Below are 19,507 nucleotides of genomic sequence, written 5' to 3' on the forward strand. Positions count from 1 at the left end.
AGTATTCCTCCTGATGTGACATTTTATAGTTTATCTATCTCGAGGAGAAGTTCCTCCACTAAATCTTCTTCCTTAACAGTTTTAATTATTTCCCCTTTTTTAAATATAAGACCAATTCCCTTGCCTCCAGCGATGCCAATATCTGCTTCTCTTGCTTCACCAGGGCCATTTACGGCGCATCCCATTATGGCAATCTTTATATTCTTATGGCAATTTGCGAGTCTTTGCTCTACCTCATTTGCAATTTTTATAAGATTAATTTGAGTTCTGCCACAAGTAGGGCATGATATAAATTTGATTCCATCATCAATATATCCTAGTGATTTTAAAATTTCTATGCCAACTTTAACCTCGTCTACTACCTCACCAGTTAGTGATACTCTTACAGTGTCTCCAATTCCCTGAGCTAGTAGTGCTCCAATGCCTACACTTGATTTTATTGTTCCTCTCCATGTAGTTCCAGCCTCAGTAACACCTATGTGCAGTGGATAGTCCACCTTGCCTGATATTAATTTATAGCTTTCAATCATCATGACTACATCAGAAGATTTTATAGAAATAACTATATCATAGAAATTTAAACTCTCTAATATTTCAACATGCCTTAAGGCACTTTCCACTAGTGCCTGAGCGCATACATGGCCATATTTTTCAAGAATATCACTTTCTAGTGATCCTGAATTCACGCCAATTCTAATGGGAATACCCTTATCACTGGCTGCCTTTGCAACTAATTTTATTTTATCAATACTTCCAATATTACCTGGATTAATTCTTAATTTGGATACCCCATTCTCAATAGATTTTAGTGCTAGTCTATAGTCAAAATGAATATCTGCAACTAAGGGTATATGGATCCTTTTTACAATCTCTTTAATAGCCTCCGCAGCTTCCATATCCGGAACTGCACATCGTACAATGTCACAACCAGCCTCTTCTAACTGAAGAATTTGATTTACAGTAGCCTCTACATCTCTTGTATCGGTGTTTGTCATAGACTGCACCGACACCAATGAATCTCCACCTATATATATATTTCCTACTTTAATCTTTCTAGTTTTTCTAACTCTTTTATCTTTCATAGTCTCCATCTCCTAAAATTTTAGTGGACTAATTATATCCTTTAAGACTACAAACACCATTAATGCCATTAAAAGGATAAATCCAATATAATTTACAGCTCCAACTTTCTTATCATCTAATTTTTTACCTGTTATTATTTCAAATAACAGTATAAAAATCCACCCTCCATCCAAAGCTGGGAAAGGTATTATGTTTAATATTCCTAGTTGCACACTGAGCATTGCAGTTAACACCATTAAGTTTGTTATTCCAGTTTGTGCAACCATTGTTGAAATTCTTATTATGCTTATAGGCCCTCCTACATCATTTACTGAAACTTTCCCATGAAATAGGGTTCCCAAAAATACAAAAATTTGTTTTGATGTACTAATAGTTTGACTAAATCCATAACTTACAGTTTCGCCAAAATTCATCTTTTTTTGTGTACCACCGATTCCTATCATAAATCTATTTTCTTTCTCATTTTTAATGGGCTTCAAGGAAAATGTTTTCACTTTTGAATCTCTCACTATTTCAACATTTACATTTCCCCCTTTAGAAATAGAAATTTCATTTATAAATTGATCCCATTTGTTTATACTAACATTATTAACCTTAGTAATCTTGTCTCCAACTTGCATTCCAGCCTTCATGGCTGCACCATTCGGGACTATTTCCCCTATTATGGGTATTATATATCCTTGTGAGGCCCCTACAATAGCAAATAAAACCACTGCTAAGATAAAATTCATAATGGCTCCTGCGGAAACTATGCTTAGTTTTTGAAGGGCAGTTTTATTGTTGAAAGCTCGCGGATCATTGCTTCCTGAATCTTCCCCTTCCATCTTAACATAACCGCCAATAGGAAATGCTTTAATTAAATATTCCGTTTCTTTTCCTTTTATTCCAAAAAGTTTTGGACCCATTCCTAGTGAAAATTCATGCACTTTTACTCCATTTAGCTTAGCTAGAGCAAAATGACCCAATTCATGTATTATAATCAAAAGACTAAATGCTAATATAGCCATAATAAAATATGGTATGTTTGCTATAATATTACTCATTATAATTCCCCTTCCTACCCTTTATCGTAATTATTTCTTACATATTCCCTTACCTTTAAGTCAATTTCTAAAATTTCTTCTAGACTCGGACTCCTGTGGTGCTCAAATTTATTCATACATTTTTCTATAATATATTCTATTTGGAGATATTTTATTTTATAATCTAAAAACAATTCAACAGCTACTTCATTTGCAGCATTCATGATAGCAGGCATATTTCCACCCATTTTGCCTGCACTATAAGCCAATTTAAGGCATTTGAAAGTATCCATATCTGGCTTTTCAAAAGTTAAATTACCCATATTGTAAAAATCTAATTTATCAATAACCGCGTCATTTCGCTCTGGGTAGTTAATGGCATATTGAATAGGTAATCTCATATCCGTAGCACTTAGTTGCGCTATTACACTTCCATCTATATATTCTACCATAGAATGTATTATACTTTGAGGATGAACTACTACTTGTATATCTTCATAATCTACACCAAATAGCCAGTGTGCCTCTATAACCTCTAGTCCTTTATTCATAAGTGTTGAGGAATCAATAGATATTTTTTTGCCCATATTCCATTTAGGGTGTTTTAGAGCTTCTTCCGGTTTTATTTCTATTAATTGTTGTTTATTTTTACCTCTAAATGGACCGCCTGATGCAGTTAGTATTATTTTATTAACATCTTTTAAACTATTTCCTTGAAGACATTGAAAAATCGCACCATGTTCTGAATCAACTGGTAAAATATTTACATGATTTTTTTTAGCAGCCTCCATTACAAGGCTTCCTGCTGCCACTAGTGTTTCTTTATTAGCTAAAGCGATATCTTTTCCAGCATATATAGCTTTTATAGTAGGAACCAGGCCTATCATACCTACAACCGAGGTTACTACAAGATCAACTTCTGCTAGTGTACTTATATAGTTTAGGCCTTCCAGTCCCTGCAAAATTTCTGTTGAATAATTTTTATCTCTGCAATGTTTTTTAAGTTTTAATGAAGCTTCCATGTCCATCATGGCAACATATTTAGGTTTAAATTCTTCTATGATGGGCATAATTTTTTCGCAATTTGTATTAGCTGATATTCCTATAATGTCAAAATTATGAATATCATTTCGAATAACATCTAGTGTTTGAGTTCCTATTGACCCCGTAACTCCTAAAATAGTAACCTTCTTCATGCAAATCTCTCCATTCGTGTATAGCTATAATTAAATCAGCACCTGAGGTGCTGCAATATTAGTTATTAATTCTTCTACAGCATTTAATATAACATATTTATCTGCTAAAATAAAGTAAGTAGCAATATTCCCTATCATATAGAATATTACCACATATGTAGTATAATTCCATAATCAATGCAAATATTACTATGAAATACAAAATCATATATTGTGGCCAATGCCAATTCACCAATTGAGTTAACAATAGCTAGGAATTGCTTTTTGCATTCTGCTCAATATATGATTTCTTTAATTGTTATAAAATTTATATTGCTAATACAAACGTAATATAATAAAATGCTACCACTGACACAAATAGGATACTGTCAAACCGATCCAAAATCCCACCATGGCCAGGTATAAGACTACTATAATCTTTAGCTCCTACAAATCTTTTTATAGATGAAGCGATCAAATCTCCAAATTGTCCAAAAATACCACAAAGAACACCAATTATAGTATAATGATATAATTCTATAGGTACCCCAAATTTTGAAATAGCATAACCATAAATTGTGCATCCTATCGCACTTCCGAGAAGACCTCCGATTGAACCCTCAATTGTTTTATTAGGGCTAACTTTAGGGCATAGCTTATGAATACCGCCTTTACCTAAAAACCTTCCGCAATAGTAAGCTGAGGTATCACAGACCCATGAACAAATGAATATAATCCATACTAAATATCCACCGTAAAGTTTATTATTTGTAAACACTATAAAGCTAAAAAATACTGCCACATACAAAAAACCGAATATAGTAAGAGCCACATCTACAAAATTATAGTTTGTATTAATTACAGGAATACATAATAGCAAGAAAATTGTCCCAATCAAAATATATATATTAAAACTACTTGAAAAATCATTCCCCATATTTAAGTAATATATTATGCATAAAATATATCCTATAAATCCCATCGGCTTATAGTGTTTTTTTCTAGAAACTTTATAGAACTCGTACATACCCAAAAGTGAAAGTACCATTACAAGATATTTTAGGTAATCTCCCCCTAAAAATAAAAATATTATTAATGGTGCTAGAACAAGTGCCCCAATATATCTATTATTCATAATTCTCTCCCTTATTTAACCTTTCCAAATCTTCTATCTCTTTTTTGATAATCCCCTATAGCAAGTTTTAGATGCTCCTCATTAAAATCTGGCCAATTAATATCTGAAAACCAAAATTCTGAATATGCGCTTTGCCACAGCAAAAAGTTACTTAATCTAAGCTCCCCACTTGGCCTTATTATAAGGTCTGGATCTGGCATTTCCCTGGTATACATGTATTTTGAAAATAACTCTTCAGTTATTTCATCTCTTAATATTTTTTTACTAATTAAGTCTAAATAAATTTCTTTTACAGCATCCACTATTTCATTTCTTCCACCGTAATTTAAAGCTAAATTTAAAATTAAACCCTTATTATTCTTTGTTTTTTCATATGCATTATCTAGTTCAACTCTACATATCCTTGGTAACTTCGATATGTTACCAATAGAGTTAATAACTACATCATTAGCGTTTAATTCCTCAAACTCATTTTTTAAATATTCTACTAATAATTTCATTAGCGAATCTATTTCTTGCATTGGCCTATTCCAATTTTCTGTAGAAAATGCATACAATGTCAAGTATTTAACCCCTAAGTTGTCACACTCTTTTACGATTTTTCTTATGGTTTCTACACCCGCCTTGTGCCCAAGTGCTCTAGGCAGATTATGATCCTTTGCCCATCTCCCATTTCCGTCCATAATAATTGCAATATGCTTTGGAATTGTTGTCATATCTAAATCAATATTATTTGATATATTTTTATTTTTTTTAAAAAAAGCGAATAAATTTTTCAATAAAATTCTCTCCTTTTTATAGTTATAGTATAATTTTAAATAGAACCTGCATAACTGCAGGTTCTATTTAAAATTATATACTAAACTACCATTATTTGTTTTTCTTTAGTATCTATCATTCTATCTACTTCTTTGATGAATTTATCTGTTTCTTTTTGAATGATATCCTCAGATTTTTTCACTTCATCTTCACTAATTTCACTGTTTTTTTTCAAAACCTTAATTTTATCATTAGCATCTCGCCTTATAGACCTTATGGCTATTTTAGCATCTTCCCCTGTTTTCTTAACAGTTTTAAGAAGTGCTTTTCTTGTTTCCTGCGTAAGCTCAGAAATAATCAATCTAATGGCTGAACCATCATTCGATGGGTTTAATCCTAAATCAGATTTTAATATAGCTTTTTCTATATCTTTCATAGATGATTTATCCCAAGGCTGAATAAGCAATACTCTAGGCTCCGGCGCAGAAATGTTTGCTAGTTGACTTAGTGGCACAAAACTACCATAACATTCAACCTGAACCCTATCTAGCATTTTGGGATTTGCTCTTCCCGCTTTCATACTTTCAAGCTCATGTTTTAAAACAGCAATAGTTTTATTCATTTTTTCATCAGCAATACTAATAATTCCTTTAATCATACAATTCCCTCCATATTATTGATATTCTTTAATAGAAGCAGTTACTAAAGTACCAATTTTCTCTCCTAAAACTGCTTTTTTTATATTTTCTGGTTTATCAAGCCCAAAAACTAATATAGGTATGTTGTTGTCCATACATAATGATGTGGCAGTAGAATCCATAACTTGAAGCCCTTTTTCAAGAACATTGATATAACTAAGTTCATCAAACTTCACTGCATCATTATATTTATGTGGATCTTTATCGTAAACCCCATCAACTTTTTTAGCAAGCAGAATTACTTCAGCTTCTATTTCTGCCGCCCTGAGTGCTGCTGTTGTATCAGTTGAAAAATATGGATTACCTGTGCCAGCTGCGAATATAACAACTCTACCTTTTTCCAAATGTCTCATTGCTCTTCTTCTTATAAATGGTTCTGCTACTTCCTTCATTTCAATGGCAGTTTGTACTCTAGTATTAACACCTAGATTTTCCAGTGAATCTTGAAGTGCTAATGCATTAATGCAAGTTGCCATCATTCCCATATAATCTGCAGTAGTTCTATCCATTCCCTCACCAGCTCTACCACGCCATATATTTCCACCACCAACAACTATTCCTATTTCAACACCTAGAATTATCAATTCTTTTATTTGAAGTGCTATTTCATTTGTAGTATCAAAGTCTATTCCAAATCCTTTTTCACCAGCCAGTGCTTCTCCGGAAATCTTTAACATAATTCTTTTATATTTAGCAACCTCCATAAACATTATACCTCCAAATTTAAAGTATTACTTATTTTAAAAAAGAGAACACGCAGTGTTCCCTTTAATTATTATTTACCCTGCACTTGTCTTTGAACTTCTTCAGCAAAGTTTTCTACTTTCTTTTCTATACCTTCTCCTCTTTCGAATCTTACAAATCTTGTTATCTTTATTTCAGCACCAAGTTTTGCAGATTCTTCTTGAAGATATTTCGTAATAGTATAGTCAGCGTTTTTAACCCAAACTTGTTCAAGTAAACAAACTTCTTTATAATATTTATTTACTCTACCCATAACCATTTTATCAACAATTTTTTCTGGTTTTCCTTCATTTAAAGCTTGAACCCTGTATATTTCTTTTTCTTTTTCTAAAGTTTCATGATCAACGCATGTATTATCTAAGAACAGTGGACTAGCAGCTGCAATTTGCATTGCAACATCTTTAGCAATCTGAATTAACGCATCATCTTGTTTTTCACAAGCCAGTTCTACTAAAACGCCTATCCTTCCACCACCGTGGACATAGCTTTGAACCACACCGTTTTCAATTGTAAACTTTTGAAATCTTCTTACAGACATGTTCTCGCCTAGTTTTGCGATTAGTTCTGTAACAGCATCATTAATAGTAATTGCTTCATTAGCTATGTATTTTTCAGAAGTGAACTCCTCAATAGTAGTTGAAGTAGTTTGCGCTCCTTGAATTGCTACATTTTTAGCTAGTGTAACAAAGTCTTCATTATCAGCAACGAAGTCTGTTTCACAGTTAACTTCTACAACAGCTCCAACCTTCATATCTTCTGAAATATATGTGCAAACTAAACCTTCTGCAGCTATTCTTCCAGCTTTTTTAGCAGCAGCAGCTAATCCTTTTTCTCTTAAAAGTTCAATTGCTTTGTCCATATCACCATCTGTTTCACTTAGAGCTCTTTTACAATCCATCATTCCAGCCCCAGTTCTTTCTCTTAACTCTTTAACCATACTTGCAGTAATCATTATTTTTTCCTCCTATTCCTATCTAACTTAAAAGGTAAATGAAAGAATTAACTTCCACCTACCCCTCAACTTTTATTCCATAATTATGTTTTAGATAAATATAGTTACTATTCTTATTAAATAAATATAGTTACTATTATTCAGCTAATTGTTCACCTTGTCTTCCTTCTAAAATTGCATCAGCTAATCTTTCAGTTATTAATTTAACTGCTCTTATAGCATCATCATTACCTGGAATTACATAATCAACTTCATCTGGATCACAGTTAGTGTCAACTATAGCAACTACAGGAATTCCAAGAATTTTAGCTTCAGAAATTGCATTCTTTTCTTTTCTTGGATCTACTATAAATAGAGCTCCAATTTTGTTTGCATCCATGCTTCTGATTCCGCCTAAATTCTTTTCTAGTTTTTCTCTTTCATTTAAAAGTTTACTAACTTCTTTTTTTGGAAGAACTTCAAATATTCCATCTTCTTCCATTTTATATAATTCTTCTAATCTTTGTATTCTTGTTTTGATTGTTTTGAAGTTTGTTAACATTCCGCCTAACCATCTATTGTTTACAAAATGCATTCCTGATCTTATTGCTTCAAATTTAATAGCTTCTTGAGCTTGTTTTTTTGTTCCTACAAATAGAATATCCTTGCCTTCTTCAGATACAGATTTAATAAAGTCATATGCCTCATCGATTTTTCTAACTGTTTTTTGTAAATCGATAATGTATATTCCGTTTCTTTCTGTAAATATGTATGGAGCCATCTTAGGGTTCCACCTTCTAGTTTGATGTCCAAAATGAACACCTGCTTCTAATAATTGTTTCATTGATATAACTGCCATTAATAGTAACCTCCTTGGTTTTTACCTCCATTGCCATCATCTTATAGAAGACCAAATATTGGCACCCTTCCATAATTAAGCAATGTGTGTATTTTCTCACGGACTTATTGTATCACATGATAAATATGTATTCAATAAGAATTTTAAAAAAAGCTAAAAACTTTTAATAGTATTAAAAAAATAATGTATTTTATAAAATTTTCATTTGCTACATATCTATACTCTACGAAGAAAAAAAATTGAGTCAGAGCCGCATTGCCCTGACTCAATTTATTTTATTTTTTTAAGTTCATCCATAAGTTTCTCATTTAAAATCTTAATATGAGTACCTTTCATTCCAAGCGATCTTGATTCTATTACTCCTGCACTTTCAAATTTTCTAAGCGCATTAACTATAACAGATCTTGTTATTCCAACTTTGTCTGCTATTCTAGATGCTACGAGTAACCCTTCACTACCATCTAACTCATTAAAAATATGTTGTACAGCTTCCAATTCTGAATAGGATAATGTTCCAATAGCAAGTTGTACTACAGCTTTCTTTCTTGCTTCTTCTTCTATCAAATCATTTTTGGATCTTAAAATTTCAAGACCAACTATAGTAGCACTATACTCAACTAAAACTAAATCATCATCTGTAAAGTCTTTATCAAATCTTGCAAGTAAAAGAGTACCTAGTCTTTCTCTGTTTCCATTTATCGGTACAATTGTAGTTATTTTATTGTCTATTGTACATTCCTTGCTATCTTCGAATACACAGATGTCTTTGTTAGTAAGATTAGCCTTTGTTTCATTAATATTAAGCAAATTACTATTATAATATTCTGGAAACCTCATATTTTTTATAATTTCATCTTTCATAATATCACATTCAAATCCACTTGATAAATCATAACCCAGTATTTTACCTCTTCTGCTAATAATATACACACTGCACTGTAATACATCGCTTAGTAAATTACAAATATCATCAAAAACTACAGGCTCTGTTCCTGATTTTTGCAATATTTTATTTAACATTCTTGTTTTAGCTAATAGTGACACAATATTCCTCCTCGTTTATGTTCTAAACACAATCTATTTTATTTAACCCAACTCATAAAGCAACTTTTTTTCAAGAACTACTTCAGAATAGATAAAATTCAAAATATTTAAAATTTTTAGAATCGTTCCGTCTCTATTTAATAATATCACAGTATTCACGCTATATCAACAGTGTTTTTATAAATTTCGACATAATATTTATGAAGTTTTGGTGAATTGGTTAAATAATCATAGAAATTTTACCTTTATTTTACTTTTTCTCAGCATTTTCTTCAGTATTTTCCTCTGCTTTGTACTCCTTGTGTTTGCATTCTTTATTAGAACACTCCATATATTCGCCTTTAGTTTTACTATATCTTTTTAACATATATTCACTACACTCAGGGCATTTTATGTCCGTAGGCTCAAACCAACTTACAAAATCACACTCTGGATAATTGCTACATCCGTAAAACTTAGTTCCCTTCTTACTTCTTCGTTCTAAAATTTTTCCTCCACATTTAGGACAGGGAACTTCTAACTCTTTAGTAATCGCTTTTGTATTTTTGCACTCTGGATATCCAGGACACGCCAAGAAATCACCAAATCTACCATGTTTTATTACCATAAACTTACCGCATTTATCACATTCTACCTCTGTAACTTCATCTTCAATAGTAATTTTGGCTATCTCTTTTTCAGCAATTTCAATATCCTTTTTTAGTGGTGTAAAAAACTCATTAACTACATTTTCCCATTTTTCTTGTCCTTCTTCTATAATATCTAAATTATTTTCCATTTGTGCTGTAAATTCAATGTCTACAATCTGTTTAAAGTATTCACTTACAATATTATTTACAATATTTCCAAGTTCTGTTACTTCTAATGTTTTTTTGTCTTTTTCTACATATTTTCTACCAAGAAGAGTTGAAATAATTGGTGCATAAGTACTGGGTCTTCCTATTCCATTTTCTTCTAATGTTTTTACAAGGGATGCCTCAGAATACCTTGCAGGTGGCTGCGTAAAATGTTGTTTTCCTTCAGTTTTTTCACTGCTTAAAATATCTTCTTCATGTAATTCTGGAAGTTTTAAAGTATTTTCCTCTTCGTCCAGCTCTTCATTATATATTTTTCTAAACCCATCGAAGGCCACTTTAGACCCTGATGCCTTAAGCATATAATCTCCATTTACAATATCTATAGAAATAGTATCCAGCAAGCAGGATTCCATTTGACTTGCCACATATCTATTCCAAATCAAGGTATATAGTTTGTATTGTGGATCTTTAAGGTTTTTCTTTGCTATTTCTGGTGTTATTTCAACATAAGATGGCCTAACAGCTTCATGAGCATCTTGTATGTTCTTTTTGCTTTTAAATATTCTAGGAGTGTTAGGACTATATTGCTGACCATATTTATTATTAATAAACTCTTTTGTATTTTTTTGAGCTTCTTCAGATATTCTAGTAGAATCAGTTCTCATATATGTGATTAAACCTACTGTTCCATATCCCTCTACCTCTATGCCTTCATATAATTGTTGGGCAATAGACATAGTTTTTTTAGTGGGGAAATTAAGTTTTCTATACGCATCTTGCTGAAGCGTACTTGTTGTAAATGGCGGTAGTGGATTTTTACTTTTAGATAATCTCTTTATTTTACTTACAATAAACTCTTTTTCATTAAGTGAATTAATAATAATTTCACTTTCTTCTTTAGAATTTATTTCAATTTTTTCTCCACCCTTAGAATTTAATTTAACATTTAATTTCTGTTTATCTCCTTCTTTGTATAACAGGCATTCTATACTCCAATACTCTTTAGTGATGAATTTTTCTATTTCCTTTTGTCTATCGCAGATTATTTTAAGCGTAACTGATTGAACTCTTCCAGCACTAAGTCCCCATTTAACTTTTCTCCAAAGTATAGGACTAATTTCATATCCAACTAATCTATCGAGTATACGCCTTGCTTGTTGTGCATCTACAAGAGTTGCATTTATTACTCTTGGAGTTTTTATGGCATTTTTAACAGCAGTTTTTGTTATCTCATTAAATTCTATCCTGCATTTTTCTTTGTCATCTATTTTCAAGGCTTTTGCTAAATGCCAGGCTATAGCTTCACCTTCTCTATCAGGGTCAGTCGCCAAGTAAATTTTGTCGCTTTTTTTTGCTTCTTTTCTTAATTTATCAAGTAGTTCACCTTTACCACGAATAGTTATATATTTAGGTTGATAATTATTTTCTATATCAACCCCCAATTGACTCTTCGGTAAATCTCTAACGTGTCCCATGGACGCTTCAACTACATAATTACTACCTAAATATTTTTTTATAGTTTTAGCTTTTGCTGGTGACTCAACTATAACAAGTTTTTGTCCCATCTTATCCCCTCCATCAATGTATTATATCTTTTAATTATATTTTGTTGTTTACTCGTACATAATAGTTTCCTGATAAACATAATATTTCATTTTTTACCTGCATTTCAAATAATACCTCATATAATTGTTTTATGTCAATGTTAGTTATTCTAATAATATCGTTAATATGTAGTGGACTATCATTTATAATGCTATATATTCCACTGTGAATTTCATTATTAAAAGACCTTACAATGTCATCCTTTTGATTTTTCATTTCTATTCCAATTAAACTAAATATATCATTTGCGCAGGTCAATGGGAATGCTCCATCTTTAATTAATTTATTTGTTCCTTTACTTTCCTCTGAAAATATAGACCCTGGAACAGCCATAACATCCTTGCCTTGCTCAAGAGCTAAATTTGCTGTAATTAGGGATCCACTTTTTTCACCAGCCTCAATTACTATAATAATATCACTTAAAGCGCTTATTATTCTATTCCTTAGTGGAAAATTATAGGCATATGGCGGTGTGCCAGGTAAAAATTCTGAAATAACGCAGCCCTTTTGAACTATTTCATTGAAAATTTTGTGGTTTTCCTTAGGATACACAATATCCAGGCCTGAACCTAAAACTGCACAAGTATAGCCTTCATTATTGAGACAACTCTCATGAGCAAAAGTATCAATTCCCTTAGCCATTCCACTAACAATATTAATATTATTAGCACATAAATCTTTGCATATAATTTTAGTAACATCCTTTCCGTAATTGGAATACTTCCTTGATCCCACTATAGAAATATTATACCCCTGATTTATAGGCCTTATGTTCCCTTTATAAAATAATGTAAATGGTGCATCATCATAATTTTTTAATTTCTTAGGATAATCATCATCTACATAAGATATTGATTTTATTTCATTAATTTCTAAGTTTCTTTTTACATTTACAATTTCACTTTCATTCCAAGCATTGTTTAGTAAGTCTATTAAATTATTTTTAAAATATTCTGTTTTTTTGTTATGTACACTATAATACCATATTTTTTCTGTGTCATGGAAATCATTTATTAATTTAAGCTTAGTTTTAGGGGATAATTTCACTAGTGAAAACCATATATCATAATCATTCATTATATCACTATACCTCCGTAGATTAAATTTCTATAAATTAAATCATCTTCTTCGAAGCTGAAATGTCATTAAACTATTCTTTCATCTATAAATTTTCTATATTGCATTGCTTCAATGATATGTATATCTAAAATATTTTTACTGCTATCTAAATCCGCAATAGTCCTAGCTACCTTAAGAATCCGGGAATACGCTCTTGAACTTAGATTAAGTTTTTCATACATGAATTCCATAATCTTACTAACATTATTTTCTAAATGGCAGTATTTTTTAATATGCTTTTGACTCATCTCCGCATTACAATGAATTCTATCTTTGCTGAATCTTTTTTCCTGAATTTTTCTTGCTGCCTCTACTCTTTTTCTAATAATCACAGATTTTTCGCTATTCGCTGCATTAGCTATTTTATTATAGGGCAGAAGATTCACTGCAGTAAAAACATCAATGCGGTCGAGTAATGGTCCTGATAGTTTACTCAGATACCTTCGTCTTTCATAGTCGCTACAGCTACATTGCTTTTCATAAGAGCCATAATATCCACAGGGGCATGGATTTAAAGCACTTACAAACATAAAATTAGAGGGATATTCAACAGTTCCGTTATGCCTTGAAATATTGATTTTTCTCTCCTCTAAAGGCTGCCTTAATATTTCTATTACATTCTTTTTAAACTCTAATATTTCATCTAGAAACAATACCCCTTTATGTGCTAAAGAGATTTCTCCAGGTATTATTTTATTTCCGCCACCAACAAAAGCAATCCGAGATATAGTATGATGTGGACTTCTAAAAGGTCTCTGCAGTATAATTCCTCCATTACCCTCAAGCTTTCCAGAAACACTGTAAATCTTAGTAACCTCTAGTGATTCCTCTTGACTTAAGGGGGGCAAAATAGTGGGAATCCTCTTAGCCATCATTGATTTTCCAGAACCTGGTGGGCCATACATAAGTAAATTATGACCACCAGCTGCTGCTACTTCAATGGCACGTTTTGAACTTTCTTGCCCCATAACATCCTCATAATCTAGCTCTTCGTTGATTAATATCTCCACATCGTTGCACTGCCTATATGGCATTAAGTCCTTATAATTCAAAAAATCCACTACTTGATTTAAATTATCTAGTGGAAATATCTTTGCAGTTTTAACAAGACTACATTCTTTTGCATTGTACGTCGGAACAATAAACTTTTCAATTTTATTTTCTATTCCCTCCATGACCACCGGCAGCGAGCCTCTTACTTTCTTAAGTCCACCAGATAGTGATAACTCCCCGATAAAAAGATACTCGTCAATATCATTAACAATTATTTGCTTAGTTGCTAGTAGGATACCTATAGCTATGGGTAAATCAAAAAGAGAGCCTTCCTTTTTCAAATCCGCTGGAGCTAAATTTATAGTTATTCTATGTACTGGAAAATCGAAACCTGAATTTAGTATTGCAGAGCGTACTCGCTCTTTTGATTCTTTAACTGAGATGTCTGCAAGACCAACAATGTTTAGCGCAGGAAGTCCGCGAGTTATATCAATTTCAACTGTGACTAGAACCCCTTTAATTCCTGTAAAAGCAGCAGACATAATTTGTATCGCCATAATATCACCTTACCTTATTATTTCTTATCATAATTATTGACAAAATAACATTCGGTAAACTTAATATTAAATTATATTTGCATTTACTTTTTAATTAATATATATAATTACTAGAACGTAAGCTAAAAAGATATTTTTTTTGCTTATTTATTAACATTTTGTTGATTTATATTTTCTTTTAATTTATTATTAAATTCATATAAATTATTGAACTTATAGAAGGGTGGTTTATTCATGAAGGCTTTCAATAAAGATATTGGAACACTTGGTGAAGATATATCAGAAAATTATTTAAAAAGTTTAGGATATAGGATTTTAGAAAAAAATTTCAGATGTAAATGTGGAGAAATCGACCTTATAGCAACAAATAAAGGTTACATATGCTTTATAGAAGTGAAAACTAGATATGGAACAAAGTTTGGTGCACCCGCCGAATCAGTAATACTTTCAAAACAACATAAAATTCATAAAACAGCCCAGGTATATATTTTGTTAAAAAATATTATTGATTCTAATTTTAGATTTGATGTTATTGAAATCCTTCTTAACCATGATAATAACGGTTTTTTAGTTAACCATATCCAGGATGCTTTTCAATTATGATTTTAGGCAAAATAACAAAAAAACAAATGCACTTTTATAATTTCAGAGTGCATTTGTAAATTTTTCGTTAATTATTATTGTTATTTTGCAGAATATTTTTCAAAAAACTTTTTCTATGTATTGGAGTAGTTCCATATTTTTTTATTGCAAGTACATGTTCCTCCGTACCGTATCCAACGTTTCTGTCAAAGCCATAATTCGGGTATTCCTCATTATACTTTAACATCAGTTCATCTCTATATACTTTTGCAATTATAGAGGCGCAAGCAATACTTATACTTTTTGTATCTCCTTTTATTACGCCCTCATTCAAATTCGAAAAGTTTTTTATTTTGTATCCATCAGATAAAACTAAATCTGGCACAATAGAAATCTCCTCACAGCAATCTAAAAATACTTGATTATTGCAAAATCCAACACCCTTTTCATCAATTAGGTTATTGTCCATAGCAATAATTTTATATGCTAGGGCTTTTTCCTTAATAATATAAGATAATTCTTTTCTGCAAGCTATTGATAATTTTTTAGAATCGTTTGCTCCTAAGATTAAATCTTTCTCCTCATTTGCTTTTAAATCTAATATTACAGCTGCGGCTACTATGGGTCCCGCTAGAGGACCTCGACCTACTTCATCAACCCCAGCAATGTATTTATAGTTTCCAAAGCTTCTATCAAATTCATACATTTTTTTTACTCTCTGAATTTCCTTTTCTTTTAATTCAGTGCTTTTACACATTTTATCACCTAATTTTTGAACTGTTTTCCTACCGTCTTGTAAAAGCATTTTCATTATACTTTCTCTATTGCTATTTTTGATATCGTTTTCAATTTCCAACATATAATTACATATTTCTTTGTAGCTCATCTTTGAAAAATCAATATTAAACTCCATGCATATCCTCCTTTAATACTTTACTAAATTATCACTATTATTTTCAAAAAAAGACAACCTTCCGTTATTTAAACAAGTAGATAACAATTAGTAATTGTAATTTACTTTTAAACAGAAAGTTGTGTATTCAATAAATCTAAAATTTAAAATGATTATCCTAATATAATATTTAAAACTTATTCTACTCTTTCTAAAGATATAGGTCCTAATTTTCCACCTCTAAATTCATCTAAAAGCATAACTGCCACTCTATTATAGTCAATATTACCCCTAGATATTACAGATCCCCTTTTTTTAGCTATGTTATCTAGATTGTCTATAGGATTCTCCATAATTTCTGTAAGTTTATATCTTTCCATTAATCGCTCAGCATTATTAGTTTGAAGTCTTTCTACCAATCTAAGTGCTAATTCCTCTATATCTATGACTTCATCTTTTACCGCACCTGTAAATGCCAAATTAAGTCCAACTGTCTCGTCTTCAAATCTAGGCCATAATACACCTGGAGTATCCATTAGCTCTATTCCTAAGCTAGTTTTTACCCATTGCTTGCTTTTAGTAACTCCTGGCCTATCTCCCGTTTTAGTAATGTTATTTTTTCCTAGTTTGTTTATAAAAGAAGATTTACCAACATTCGGTATCCCAACTACCATAACTCTAGTAACTATATTAACTAAGCCTTTTTTTCTTTGTCTATCATGCTTTTCTTTCAATAATTCATCAAGAGTAATCTTTATCATTTTTAGCCCTTGACCAGTAATGCAATTCACAGCGAGTGGCTTTACATTATCAGTTGTTAGTTTTTCTATCCATTCTTTAGTTACTTTATCTTCAGCTAAATCACATTTGTTTAATAATATGACTCTAGGCTTATCTTTGCAAATCTCATCAATTTGTGGATTGGCACTTGATTTAACTATTCTTGCATCTCTAATTTCTATTACAGCGTCAACAAGTTTTAAACTCTCTTGAATTTGTCTTCTAGTTTTCGCCATATGACCTGGAAACCAATTTATGGTCATGCTCATACTTATCGAATCCTTTCCGTACTATTTAATGGATAAAGCCCTATAAAGGCTCTTCCTGCTTAAAGCTACTTAAAAATAAAAAGGGACTCTGCAGCCCCCAATTTTATCTCATTCTTTCTTTAACTTTTGCAGCCTTACCAACTCTATCTCTTAAGTAGAATAGTTTAGCTCTTCTAACTTTACCTAATCTTACGATTTCAATTTTCTCAATAACTGGAGCGTTTACTGGGAATGTTTTTTCAACACCAACACCAGATGTTACTCTTCTTACTGTGAAAGTTTCTCTTAAACCGCCGTTTTGTCTCTTAAGAACGGTTCCTTCGAATACTTGAACTCTCTCTTTGTTACCTTCACTAATTTTAATGTGAACCTTAACAGTATCACCTACACTAAAGTTTGGTAAGTCTGTTCTAATTTGTTCTGCTTCTATTTCTCTTATAATTTCTAACATGTGCATTCCCTCCTAAAATTTTATTGTGACGTTCATGCTCATTATAATATAACAGAGGACCGTCCGTACTAGCACAAGCTACATTTTATCATATATATTTATATATATCAACATAAAAATATATTTTGTGCATATATATAAGGTATTTTTTATTTTTCTTCAGAATTTTTACTTAATAGCTTTTTATCTTCCTTGGTGAGTCTAAGTTTTTCAAACATATCCGGTCTTTTTTCTTTTGTTATTAAAAGTGACTGCAATCTTCTCCACTTTCGTACATTTTCATGATGTCCCGAGGTCAATACTTCTGGAACCATTCTACCCTCAAAACATTCTGGTCTTGTATATTGAGGATATTCTAATACCCCATCATAAAAAGATTCTTCAGTGTAGCTCTCACTAGAAGATAATACCCCCGGGACTAACCTACAAATACTGTCCACTATAGGAATACACGCCATTTCTCCACCTGTCAAAACATAATCCCCTAAGGAAAGTTCCATATCTATATAATCATAAGTTCTCTCATCAATACCTTCGTAATGACCACATATAAATATCAATTCACTTTCTGTGCATAGCTGCTTTGCAATTTCTTGAGTAAACGTATTCCCTCTCGGTCCCAAAAATATTACCTTTCCGGAATTATGCAATTTAACATCCTTAATACTATCAACTAGTGGTTGAGCAAGCATGACCATACCCGCTCCACCACCATAAGGATAATCATCTACTTTTTTGTGCTTATTTAAGGCATAATCCCGAATATTACGAGGTGAAATATCCAGTATATTTTTTTCTATGGCTCTTCCAATAATACTATGATTAAAAATTTCAAACATTTCAGGAAATAGAGTTAAAATATCTATTTTCATTCTTGCCATTCATTCACTGGTCTAATTATTATTACACGCTTCTCAACATCTATACTAACCACAATATCCTTAAGTACTGGAATAAGCACTTCTTTCTTTCCCTTAACCCAATATACATCGTTACCTGGTGTATGAAGAACATCAAATACTTTTCCAAGTTCTTCTTCCCCACCTTCTTCATAAACACTGCAATCTATCAAATCAGCTACATAATAGCTACCCTCTGGCAATTTAACTGCATCTTGGCGACTAACCATCAAATACTTGTTTCTATATACTTCTGCCTGTTCTATACTGTCTATACCTTCAATTTTAAGTATTGCATTATCTGCTTGAAGTTTACACCCTTCAATTTTTCTAATTTCCCCATCAATGTACACACTTTTTAATTCTTTAAATCTTTCAAGTGAATCTGTTAGTGAAAAAACTTTAACTTCACCTTTTAATCCGTGTGTTTTACCGATCTGGCCTACGCTCATAAAATCTTTCATTTAAAACCCTCCTTTCACTCTTGCTTATATGCATAACTATAATTCAAACGCCCTTGTAGATAAACCCCGATATTTAATTAAAATAAGAGCTAGGCAGAACCTAACTCTTACTTTATTTCAACAACCACTTTTTTGTTTTCTTTAACAGCAGCTGCTTTTACAACAGTTCTGATAGCTTTAGCTATTCTACCCTGTTTTCCTATAACTTTTCCCATATCCTCATGGGCAACAGATAATTCAAGAACTACTGTATGCTCATGGGCTACTTCATTTACTACTACCATTTCGGGTTTATCAACTAAAGACTTTGCCAATACTTCAAGTAACTGTTTCATGGAAAACTCCTCCATTCATTACTTACAAATTTTTCTAGTTGACTGCTATTTTTTTAAGTAATCTCTTAACTGTATCAGAAGGTTGTGCACCATTCTTAATCCAACTAGCTGCTTTTTCAACATCAATTTTAATAGTTGTTGGCTCTGTTGTTGGGTTGTAGTATCCTATTTCTTCGATAAATCTTCCATCTCTAGGTGCTCTTGAATCTGCAACTACTACTCTATAAAATGGAGCATGTTTAGCACCCATTCTTTTTAATCTTATTTTAACTGCCATGTATATCACCTCCTTAAATTTATTTAATACAATTTTT

At 31.6% G+C, this 19,507-nt stretch carries 21 protein-coding genes; 1 reads left to right on the plus strand and 20 read right to left on the minus strand.

The genetic code is table 11. The features are described from left to right. Window positions 1-23: 23 nt before the first annotated feature. The 13 genes from ispG to KPL50_RS00925 form a co-directional block, all read right to left on the minus strand. Window positions 24-1,082 carry a flavodoxin-dependent (E)-4-hydroxy-3-methylbut-2-enyl-diphosphate synthase gene (gene ispG / locus KPL50_RS00865; RefSeq protein ID WP_216296548.1) on the minus strand — a complete coding sequence of 353 codons (1,059 nt, stop codon included), beginning with the start codon at window positions 1,080-1,082 and terminating at the stop codon, window positions 24-26. Between the two features lie 12 nt (window positions 1,083-1,094). Continuing rightward, window positions 1,095-2,126 carry an RIP metalloprotease RseP gene (gene rseP, locus KPL50_RS00870; RefSeq protein ID WP_216296549.1) on the minus strand — a complete coding sequence of 344 codons (1,032 nt, stop codon included), beginning with the start codon at window positions 2,124-2,126 and terminating at the stop codon, window positions 1,095-1,097. 14 nt (window positions 2,127-2,140) lie between these two features. Further along, window positions 2,141-3,301: a 1-deoxy-D-xylulose-5-phosphate reductoisomerase gene (dxr, locus tag KPL50_RS00875; RefSeq protein WP_216296550.1), complete on the minus strand. Its 1,161-nt coding sequence runs from the start codon at window positions 3,299-3,301 to the stop codon at window positions 2,141-2,143. A gap of 307 nt (window positions 3,302-3,608) precedes the next feature. Beyond that, entirely contained in the window at window positions 3,609-4,415 is an 807-nt protein-coding gene (locus tag KPL50_RS00880; protein WP_216296551.1) for a phosphatidate cytidylyltransferase, read from the minus strand. Window positions 4,416-4,426: 11 nt separating this feature from the next. After that, window positions 4,427-5,131 (minus strand): isoprenyl transferase, encoded by a 705-nt coding sequence (locus KPL50_RS00885; RefSeq protein ID WP_375372899.1) that lies wholly within the window; start codon window positions 5,129-5,131, stop codon window positions 4,427-4,429. Window positions 5,132-5,274: 143 nt separating this feature from the next. Next, a complete protein-coding gene (frr, locus tag KPL50_RS00890; RefSeq protein WP_216296552.1) occupies window positions 5,275-5,832 on the minus strand; it encodes a ribosome recycling factor in 558 nt (185 codons plus the stop codon). A 15-nt stretch (window positions 5,833-5,847) separates the two neighbouring features. Beyond that, window positions 5,848-6,576 carry a UMP kinase gene (pyrH, locus tag KPL50_RS00895; protein ID WP_216296553.1) on the minus strand — a complete coding sequence of 243 codons (729 nt, stop codon included), beginning with the start codon at window positions 6,574-6,576 and terminating at the stop codon, window positions 5,848-5,850. A gap of 71 nt (window positions 6,577-6,647) precedes the next feature. After that, window positions 6,648-7,568 (minus strand): translation elongation factor Ts, encoded by a 921-nt coding sequence (tsf, locus tag KPL50_RS00900; protein WP_216296554.1) that lies wholly within the window; start codon window positions 7,566-7,568, stop codon window positions 6,648-6,650. Between the two features lie 136 nt (window positions 7,569-7,704). Then, on the minus strand, window positions 7,705-8,406 hold the full coding sequence (rpsB, locus tag KPL50_RS00905) for a 30S ribosomal protein S2 (protein WP_216296555.1): 702 nt from the start codon (window positions 8,404-8,406) through the stop codon (window positions 7,705-7,707). Between the two features lie 270 nt (window positions 8,407-8,676). Then, on the minus strand, window positions 8,677-9,453 hold the full coding sequence (gene codY, locus KPL50_RS00910; RefSeq protein ID WP_216296882.1) for a GTP-sensing pleiotropic transcriptional regulator CodY: 777 nt from the start codon (window positions 9,451-9,453) through the stop codon (window positions 8,677-8,679). A 247-nt stretch (window positions 9,454-9,700) separates the two neighbouring features. Beyond that, a complete protein-coding gene (topA, locus tag KPL50_RS00915; RefSeq protein WP_216296556.1) occupies window positions 9,701-11,812 on the minus strand; it encodes a type I DNA topoisomerase in 2,112 nt (703 codons plus the stop codon). Window positions 11,813-11,846: 34 nt separating this feature from the next. Then, window positions 11,847-12,929 (minus strand): DNA-processing protein DprA, encoded by a 1,083-nt coding sequence (gene dprA / locus KPL50_RS00920; protein WP_216296557.1) that lies wholly within the window; start codon window positions 12,927-12,929, stop codon window positions 11,847-11,849. Between the two features lie 68 nt (window positions 12,930-12,997). Next, on the minus strand, window positions 12,998-14,521 hold the full coding sequence (locus KPL50_RS00925) for a YifB family Mg chelatase-like AAA ATPase (RefSeq protein ID WP_216296558.1): 1,524 nt from the start codon (window positions 14,519-14,521) through the stop codon (window positions 12,998-13,000). Window positions 14,522-14,755: 234 nt separating this feature from the next. Here KPL50_RS00925 and KPL50_RS00930 point away from each other — a divergent pair, with 234 nt between their 5' ends. Further along, window positions 14,756-15,124, plus strand: a complete 369-nt coding sequence (locus KPL50_RS00930; RefSeq protein ID WP_216296559.1) for a YraN family protein — start codon at window positions 14,756-14,758, stop codon at window positions 15,122-15,124. A gap of 67 nt (window positions 15,125-15,191) precedes the next feature. On the opposite strand, the gene KPL50_RS00935 is transcribed toward KPL50_RS00930, so the two are convergent. From KPL50_RS00935 to rpsP, 7 genes are all read right to left on the minus strand, one after another. Continuing rightward, on the minus strand, window positions 15,192-15,989 hold the full coding sequence (locus KPL50_RS00935) for a ribonuclease HII (protein ID WP_216296883.1): 798 nt from the start codon (window positions 15,987-15,989) through the stop codon (window positions 15,192-15,194). Between the two features lie 203 nt (window positions 15,990-16,192). Then, window positions 16,193-17,038, minus strand: a complete 846-nt coding sequence (ylqF, locus tag KPL50_RS00940; protein ID WP_216296884.1) for a ribosome biogenesis GTPase YlqF — start codon at window positions 17,036-17,038, stop codon at window positions 16,193-16,195. Window positions 17,039-17,147: 109 nt separating this feature from the next. Further along, window positions 17,148-17,495 (minus strand): 50S ribosomal protein L19, encoded by a 348-nt coding sequence (gene rplS, locus KPL50_RS00945; RefSeq protein ID WP_216296885.1) that lies wholly within the window; start codon window positions 17,493-17,495, stop codon window positions 17,148-17,150. A 149-nt stretch (window positions 17,496-17,644) separates the two neighbouring features. Next, on the minus strand, window positions 17,645-18,367 hold the full coding sequence (trmD, locus tag KPL50_RS00950) for a tRNA (guanosine(37)-N1)-methyltransferase TrmD (RefSeq protein ID WP_216296886.1): 723 nt from the start codon (window positions 18,365-18,367) through the stop codon (window positions 17,645-17,647). Continuing rightward, window positions 18,364-18,858, minus strand: a complete 495-nt coding sequence (gene rimM, locus KPL50_RS00955; protein ID WP_216296560.1) for a ribosome maturation factor RimM — start codon at window positions 18,856-18,858, stop codon at window positions 18,364-18,366. Before rimM ends, trmD begins: the two co-directional genes overlap by 4 nt. Before the next feature lie 107 nt (window positions 18,859-18,965). After that, window positions 18,966-19,193 carry a KH domain-containing protein gene (locus KPL50_RS00960; RefSeq protein ID WP_124999039.1) on the minus strand — a complete coding sequence of 76 codons (228 nt, stop codon included), beginning with the start codon at window positions 19,191-19,193 and terminating at the stop codon, window positions 18,966-18,968. A 34-nt stretch (window positions 19,194-19,227) separates the two neighbouring features. Next, window positions 19,228-19,470: a 30S ribosomal protein S16 gene (gene rpsP, locus KPL50_RS00965; protein WP_124999037.1), complete on the minus strand. Its 243-nt coding sequence runs from the start codon at window positions 19,468-19,470 to the stop codon at window positions 19,228-19,230. Window positions 19,471-19,507: the final 37 nt, after the last annotated feature.

Source organism: Clostridium sp. CF012, assembly GCF_018861755.1.
GTDB lineage: Bacteria > Bacillota > Clostridia > Clostridiales > Clostridiaceae > Clostridium_AD.